This is a genomic window from Gluconobacter sp. R75690 (assembly GCF_015244525.1).
Lineage (GTDB): Bacteria > Pseudomonadota > Alphaproteobacteria > Acetobacterales > Acetobacteraceae > Gluconobacter > Gluconobacter potus.
In genome coordinates this window covers 1-2,500 of sequence record NZ_JABCQB010000029.1, presented here as the reverse complement: position 1 = coordinate 2,500, position 2,500 = coordinate 1, and the positions used below count along the sequence as shown (strand labels likewise).

1 tRNA gene and 2 rRNA genes (1 of these 3 cut by a window edge) are annotated in these 2,500 nt (G+C 55.3%); all 3 read left to right on the top strand.

The features are described 5' to 3' along the window. Positions 1-2,173, top strand: a 23S ribosomal RNA gene (locus tag HKD27_RS16065) (it extends 563 nt beyond the left edge of the window). Between the two features lie 82 nt (positions 2,174-2,255). Then, positions 2,256-2,370: ribosomal RNA gene (gene rrf / locus HKD27_RS16060) — 5S ribosomal RNA — on the top strand. 53 nt (positions 2,371-2,423) lie between these two features. Continuing rightward, positions 2,424-2,500, top strand: a tRNA-Met gene (locus tag HKD27_RS16055).

Here is a 2,500-nt window from a genome sequence, read left to right as displayed (position 1 = left end):
GAGTTTCTGTTTGCAGCGAGCTTAAGCCGTTAGGTGTAGGCGTAGCGAAAGCGAGTCTGAATAGGGCGAATGAGTTGCTGGCAGAAGACCCGAAACCGAGTGATCTAGCCATGGCCAGGCTGAAGGTGCGGTAACACGCACTGGAGGGCCGAACCCACGCCTGTTGAAAAAGTCGGGGATGAGCTGTGGCTAGGGGTGAAAGGCCAATCAAACTCGGAGATAGCTGGTTCTCCGCGAAATCTATTGAGGTAGATCGTCGGGTGTTTACCCTGGGGGGTAGAGCACTGGATGGGCTAGGGGGGCCCAAAGCCTTACCAAACCTAACCAAACTCCGAATACCCAGGAGTATAGCCCGGCAGACAGACAGTGGGTGCTAAGGTCCATTGTCGAGAGGGAAACAGCCCAGACCACCAGCTAAGGCCCCTAAATCGTGGCTAAGTGGGAAAGGATGTGGGGATTCCAAAACAACCAGGAGGTTGGCTTAGAAGCAGCCATCCTTTAAAGAAAGCGTAATAGCTCACTGGTCTATTAGAAACCCTGCGCCGAAAATGTAACGGGGCTCAAGCCACGTGCCGAAGCTGTGGGTGCATTCTTTGAATGCGCGGTAGCGGAGCGTTCCGTAAGTCTGCGAAGGAGACGGGGTGACCCTCTCTGGAGATATCGGAAGTGCGAATGCTGACATGAGTAGCGACAAACAGTGCGAGAAACACTGTCGCCGAAAGTCCAAGGGTTCCTGCGCAAGGTTAATCCACGCAGGGTGAGCCGGCCCCTAAGGCGAGGGCGAGAGCCGTAGTCGATGGGAACCAGTTCAATATTACTGGGCCTGCCAGAAGTGACGAATGAGAGATGTTGTCTGTCCTTAACGGATTGAACAGGCTTTTCAATCATTCCAGGAAATAGCTCTGGCGTATAGACCGTACCCGAAACCGACACAGGTGGACTGGTAGAGAATACCAAGGCGCTTGAGAGAACGATGCTGAAGGAACTAGGCAAATTGCTCGTGTAACTTCGGGATAAACGAGACCCGCTCGTGGGCAACCATGGACGGGTGGCACAGACCAGGGGGTAGCGACTGTTTAGTAAAAACACAGGGCTCTGCGAAATCGTGAGATGACGTATAGGGCCTGACGCCTGCCCGGTGCCGGAAGGTTAAGAGGAGGTGTGCAAGCACTGAATTGAAGCCCCGGTAAACGGCGGCCGTAACTATAACGGTCCTAAGGTAGCGAAATTCCTTGTCGGGTAAGTTCCGACCTGCACGAATGGCGTAACGACTTCCCCACTGTCTCCAGCATCGACTCAGCGAAATTGAATTCCCCGTGAAGATGCGGGGTACCCGCGGTCAGACGGAAAGACCCTATGAACCTTTACTGCAGCTTTGCAGTGGCATCAGAGACATTCTGTGTAGGATAGGTCGGAGGCTTTGAAACCCGGGCGCCAGCTCGGGTGGAGCCATCCTTGAAATACGACCCTGAATTTTTCTGATGTCTAACCGAGACCAGTAAGCCTGGTCCGGGACCCTGCATGGTGGGCAGTTTGACTGGGGCGGTCGCCTCCCAAAGTGTAACGGAGGCGCGCGATGGTGGGCTCAGGCCGGTCGGAAACCGGCTGTCGAGTGCAATGGCATAAGCCCGCCTGACTGTGAGAGTGACAGCTCGATCAGAGACGAAAGTCGGCCATAGTGATCCGGTGGTCCCACGTGGACGGGCCATCGCTCAACGGATAAAAGGTACTCTAGGGATAACAGGCTGATCTCCCCCAAGAGTCCACATCGACGGGGAGGTTTGGCACCTCGATGTCGGCTCATCACATCCTGGGGCTGGAGCAGGTCCCAAGGGTTCGGCTGTTCGCCGATTAAAGTGGTACGTGAGCTGGGTTTAGAACGTCGTGAGACAGTTCGGTCCCTATCTGCCGTGGGTGTAAGAGACTTGAGAGGATTTGTCCCTAGTACGAGAGGACCGGGATGAACATACCTCTGGTGCACCGGTTGTCACGCCAGTGGCACAGCCGGGTAGCTAAGTATGGACGGGATAACCGCTGAAAGCATCTAAGCGGGAAACCCACCTCAAAACGAGGTCTCATAGAGCCGTGACAGACCATCACGTTGATAGGCCGGGTGTGAAAGTGCAGTAATGCATGCAGCTAACCGGTCCTAATCGCTCATACTTCTCACATCAAACACATGCACAGAAATCAGCCACACACTTCACAACGCACCAACCACCACCCTCTCTCAAAAGACAGGGTGGGCTGGAAGACCTGGTGGCCATTGCGAGGGCCCTACACCCGATCCCATCCCGAACTCGGCCGTGAAATCCCTCAGCGCCTATGATACTGCACCTTAAGGTGCGGAAAAGTCGGTCGCCGCCAGGTCCCCCAGCCTACCCAACACACCACAAAAAATCCCCAACATCATCACACACCACCGCGGGGTGGAGCAGCCCGGTAGCTCGTCAGGCTCATAACCTGAAGGCCGCAGGTTCAAATCCTGCCCCCGCAACCA